General features: G+C 64.4%; 6 protein-coding genes. All 6 read right to left on the bottom strand.

Annotated elements, in window-relative coordinates; translation table 11 throughout:
- Positions 1 to 164 precede the first annotated feature (164 nt).
- The 6 genes from EOA27_RS22415 to EOA27_RS22390 all read right to left on the bottom strand — a co-directional run bounded on the left by EOA27_RS22415 (position 165) and on the right by EOA27_RS22390 (position 4,807).
- The gene (locus tag EOA27_RS22415; RefSeq protein WP_126082173.1) at positions 165 to 1,139 is read right to left on the bottom strand and encodes a methyltetrahydrofolate cobalamin methyltransferase; all 975 of its coding nucleotides are present in this window, start codon (positions 1,137 to 1,139) and stop codon (positions 165 to 167) included.
- A gap of 142 nt (positions 1,140 to 1,281) precedes the next feature.
- Positions 1,282 to 2,373, bottom strand: coding sequence for a methylenetetrahydrofolate reductase (locus EOA27_RS22410; protein WP_126082174.1), 1,092 nt, complete (start codon positions 2,371 to 2,373; stop codon positions 1,282 to 1,284).
- Positions 2,370 to 2,960: a methylenetetrahydrofolate reductase C-terminal domain-containing protein gene (locus tag EOA27_RS22405; RefSeq protein WP_189343108.1), complete on the bottom strand. Its 591-nt coding sequence runs from the start codon at positions 2,958 to 2,960 to the stop codon at positions 2,370 to 2,372. Before EOA27_RS22405 ends, EOA27_RS22410 begins: the two co-directional genes overlap by 4 nt.
- Positions 2,953 to 3,255 (bottom strand): virulence factor, encoded by a 303-nt coding sequence (locus tag EOA27_RS22400; RefSeq protein ID WP_041003951.1) that lies wholly within the window; start codon positions 3,253 to 3,255, stop codon positions 2,953 to 2,955. Before EOA27_RS22400 ends, EOA27_RS22405 begins: the two co-directional genes overlap by 8 nt.
- A 135-nt stretch (positions 3,256 to 3,390) precedes the next feature.
- A complete protein-coding gene (locus tag EOA27_RS22395) occupies positions 3,391 to 4,173 on the bottom strand; it encodes a formyl transferase (protein ID WP_126082175.1) in 783 nt (260 codons plus the stop codon).
- 94 nt (positions 4,174 to 4,267) lie between these two features.
- Positions 4,268 to 4,807, bottom strand: coding sequence for a DUF4893 domain-containing protein (locus EOA27_RS22390; protein ID WP_127257212.1), 540 nt, complete (start codon positions 4,805 to 4,807; stop codon positions 4,268 to 4,270).
- Positions 4,808 to 4,809: the final 2 nt, after the last annotated feature.

The following is a 4,809-nucleotide window of genomic DNA, read 5'->3' as shown; positions in this document are numbered from 1 at the left end:
TGATTTCATCGTCGGCGGCGTCACGGGCATCTTCGGGTCGTGGGCGGGCATGGCGTTGTTCGACGCCATAGTGGGTATGGCCTGAACGCAAAGCAGAGCTGTCCGAACGCATCCGCGATGCGATCGGACCAGCGTTGTTTGCGGTGCGGCCCACGATTGCGCGCTTATCCCCTGGCCATGCGGGCTTCGCGGCCGCCGCGGCGGCGGCCGCCGGCGGCAGCGCCTTCACCGGGGGCGGTGACCGCGACCGGAGCGGCAACGGCGTGGCCGCCTTCGGCCGGCTTGTAGTCCTTGTAGGTGCGGATCCAGTTGGTGCAGTTCTCGTCGGTGCCGTTGAGCACATTGGCGCCGCGCACGGCTTCCATTTCCTGCGGACGGACCGGGTTCATGATCGCCGAGGTCATGCCGGCCCCGATCACCATCGGGATGAAGGCGGCGTTGATGCCGTGGCGGTGCGGCAGGCCGAAGGAGATGTTGGAGAGGCCGCAGGTGGTGTTGACCTTGAGCTCTTCGCGGAGCCGCCGGAGCAGCGCGAACACCTGGCGTCCGGCATCGCCCAGCGCCCCGATCGGCATCACCAGCGGGTCGACGACGACGTCATGCGAAGGAATGCCGTGGTCGGCGCAGCGCTCGACGATCTTCTTGGCGACGGCGAAGCGGACATCCGGGTCCATCGAGATGCCGGTCTCGTCATTGGAGATGGCGACGACCGGGACGTTGTATTTCTTGACCAGCGGCAGGATGGCCTCGAGCTTTTCTTCCTCGCCGGTGACGGAGTTGACCAGCGGGCGGCCCTTGGCGACCTTCAGCGCGGCCTCGATCGCTGCGGTGACCGAGGAGTCGATCGACAGCGGCAGATCGACCAGGCCCTGCACGATCTCGAGCGTCTGCACCAGAAGCGCCGGCTCGGTGGCGTTGGGGTCGACGGCGGTGACGCCGGCATTGACGTCGAGCATTGTGGCGCCGCAGGCGGCCTGCTCCAGCGCGTCCTTGATGACGGTCTCGAAGTTGCCGGCCACCATCTCGGCGGCGAGCTTCTTGCGGCCGGTCGGGTTGATGCGTTCGCCGATCACGCAGAAGGGCTGATCGAAGCCGATGACGATTTCTCGGGTCGCCGAGGCGACGATGGTGCGGGTCATGCGATCTCTCCGTCGGGATATAAAGAGTTCTTTATATCGTTATCTGATTTGGTTCAAGTGAATGCGTGCCGGCCGCGCTCTAGACTCTAAGTTGACGTATGTCGTTGCCCCAAAACCGGTTCCCACTTTTGGGCGACATACATCAGTGCGCGGTCTTCACCATGTCGACCTGGGTTTCGGTAATCTCGTCGTGCAGTATGTGGTCGAGCCGCTCGGCGACCAGCTGGTCATCGCGGCGGATCTCGCGCTTCCAGGGCTGGCGGCCTTTCAGCACGCCGGATTCATCGACGATCTCGGCGACATATTCCTCCTGGCGGTAGGCCATCACATGGATGCCGGCGACGCCCGGGATTTCCTTCACCTCGTTGATGATGTCGATGCAGAGCTGCTTGCCTTCTTTCTTCTGATCCTGCGCGCCTTCCAGCCGCTTGATCACCGCGTCAGGGATATGGATGCCAGGCACGTTGGAGCGGATCCATTTCGCCGTCTTGGCGGAAGCGAGCGGCCCGACGCCGCAGAGCAGGAAGAGCTTTTCGGTGTGGCCGAGATCGCGCGCCTTCTGCATGAAGGCTTTGAACATCGGCACGTCGAAACAGTACTGCGTCTGCGCGAATTGCGCCCCGGCGGCGATCTTCTTGCCGAGATGGATCGGGCGGAAGTCGTAAGGCGGCGCGAAGGGATTGACCGCGCAGCCGAGGAAGACTTGCGGCGGCGTCGTCAGCTTGCGGCCGGACAGGAACTTGCCGTTGTCGCGCATGATGCGGATGGTTTCGAGCAGCGACATGGAATCGAGGTCGAAGACAGGCTTGGCGCCGGGCTGGTCGCCGGCCTGCACACCGTCGCCGGTGAGGCACAGCATATTGGCGACGCCCATGGCGGCGCCGCCCAGCACGTCGCCCTGAATGGCGATGCGGTTCTTGTCGCGGCAGGCGATCTGCATGATCGGCGCATAGCCCATGCGGGTAAGCAGCGCGCAGATGCCGACCGAGGACATGTGGCAGTTGGCGCCCGAGGCATCGACCGCGTTGATGGCGTCGACCCAGCCGTCGAAGATCTTGGCGCGGTTGTAGACATCTTCGGGATCGGCGCTGTCGGGCGGGTTGAGTTCGGTCGTCACCGCGAACTCGCCGCGGCGCAGCACGCGCTCCAGCCGGCCGCGCGAGGTGTGGCCGGGCAGGGGATCGAGCGGCAGGTGGATGCCGGCCGGATTCTCGTCGCGCTGGCGGGCGTTCATGCCGAAGCTCCGGGATTCTGGGCCGTTTCACGCGCGGCGGCGGCTTGCGCGGTCACCCGCAGCCAGGCCGAGGTCTCGCGCAGCGACTGATCGACCGGCTTCTGCACGGTCAGGATCTTGTCGCCATGCACCATGTTGCGCGAGCCTTCCCAGGCCTTGACCCAGACGCAAGGCATGTCCGGCTCGACCTCGCAGTTGCCGTTGGCGCGCACGCCGCCGCACGGGCCGTTGCGCAGCTGCTTGGGGCAGTTCATCGGGCACGACATGCCGGTCGACGACAGCACGCACTGGCCGCACATGCGGCAGTCGAACATGAAGCCCTTGACGCGCTTCTCGACGAACTTCACCGGAGCCTCGACGCGCCCATAGCCGATGCCCTTCCACAGAGGATGCAACAACAGGAAAGCGTCGGCGAACCGGCTGTAGAACCATTCGAGCAGGCGCGAATGCCTGATCGACCACAGCCGCACGGCGAAGGTGCGCTGGACGCGCCGCTGCGGCGACACGTCGGCAGGCTTGTAGTCGGATTTCGGCGCTGCCTTCTTGACCAATGTGGCCTGGGTAACCGCCGGCTGCTTCTCAGACATTTTCTTTTCCGCCAGCCTTGACCAGAGCGACCAGCCGCTCGCGGTCATATTTCGCGTCGAGTTCCTGATAGGCCTTCTCGACCTCGGCCTCGATGTCGTCGCCGACCGGGACGGGATCGGCCTTGCGCCATTCCGCCAGATAGTCGTCTGTGCCGCCGGCGCCGGTGCGCATCGCGCACATGTCGATCGCCTCGGTGAAGCGCAGCGGCAGTTCGCGCTTGGCGTTCTGCCGGCCCTTTTTGACGATGACCTGGGCGGGAATGTCGCGCCAATAGACGACGATCAGATCGGCCATGAATTCTCAACTCCTCGATATGTCGGAGCATTGCCGCAAGCGCTGTTGGGCCGCTTGTTATGGGACGACGCGCGCCCCTTCAAAAGCGACGCTGGCGATGGCGCAAAGCGAATGCTGGAATCCGTTGCCGGCCAATCACCAGACGCGCTTGGTCAGGCCGATCCAGAGATAGAACCAGATCGTCGGGTGATACCATTGCTTGGACGGCAGGCCAGGATCGATCGTTTCCAGCCTGCCGGCCAGCACATTGCCGACCGCTTCGACGCAGATATCGCGCGAAAACGCTGCCTGACGCAGCGGGTAGCTGGCGATGGTGTCGCCCGTCTTGGGTTTGCCGCGCGCCTGCTTCAGCACGCCGCCTGTGTCGACCCCGGCATCGACCAGATGCACGGTGGTGCCGAAGTTCTGCGCGTCGCCGGACGCCAGCGCCCAGTAGCCGCCATTCATGCCGCGATATTTTGGCGCGATGCCGGCGTGATAGTTGAGCACCGGGCAAGGCATCCTGGCCAACGTATCCTTCGACAGCAGTCTGCAGCCGGCGAGCAGGATGACGCCCGGTCCGATGCTGGCGATTTCCTTCAGGCATTCCGGCCCGTTGGCTGAGGGCACATGGATGATCGCCTGGCCTTGCCGCGGTTCGGCGTCGAGCTTTTCCTCGGCGATCAGCCGCTCGGCGTGGCCGGCAAGGAAGCGCTTGCCGAGCCTGGTAAGCACCATCGTGCCGAGCTGCCCGATGGCCGAGATCCAACCCTGCCGCCGGGCGCGGCCCATGAGCAGCCGCTTTTTGGATTCAGGGTTCTCGAGGATGACGCTGACAGGACCGACGCGATCGGCAATCGCATTGACGATTGCCCAGATATGCGGGCCACCTTCCGTGACGACCACGATCGGTCGCGTACTCGATTCCGACGCCGCCATGGCAAGCACCCGCTCTCAAAACCGGGCGCATGCTATGCGGGGCGGGTTAATCCTTGGTGAGCCGAAGGTCTTCGGTCAGGCGCCAAAGCCCGGCTCAGCGCTTGAATTCCATGATGTCGAGCTTGGATTCGTAATAGGGCGCGGGGAATTCGATGCGCCATTCGGTGGCGCTGTTGCGGAAGGCGTAGCCGACTTGGTCGCTTTCGGGGCCGCTGCCATAGGGCTTGGCCTTGTCGTTGTTCACCGAGAACGAGCCGAGATAGATCGAGCGCTTCTCGCCATCGTCGAAGAAGCGGCCGGTGGTGCGTTGCGAGCCGCTGATCTTGGCAAGCCGCCAGCCGGAGCCGTCGTCGGTCACCTTGCACTTGAACCAGCCATAGATGATCAGCGGGCTCAAGCCTCCGGCCTTGATGGTGCGGCATTTCCAGTCGCCGGTGAGATCCGTGTCGGAGAAGGCGACGAGCGGCTTGGCGAGCAAGTCATCCAATTGCTTGACCTCCGCCGGATCGCCGGCCTTTGCCTCATCCAGAGCCGCCTTGCGCGTCTCACCATACTTATCCAGCCGCGCCTTGTCTGCGGCGGTGATCAGCTTCTGCACCTCGCCGTCGGCATGGGCGGGCAAGGTGAGGGCTATGA

It is taken from the genome of Mesorhizobium sp. M2A.F.Ca.ET.037.01.1.1, from assembly GCF_003998075.1.
Lineage (GTDB): Bacteria > Pseudomonadota > Alphaproteobacteria > Rhizobiales > Rhizobiaceae > Mesorhizobium.
Note: the sequence above shows the minus strand (reverse complement) of the source record. Positions and strands in the feature narration are given on the sequence as shown.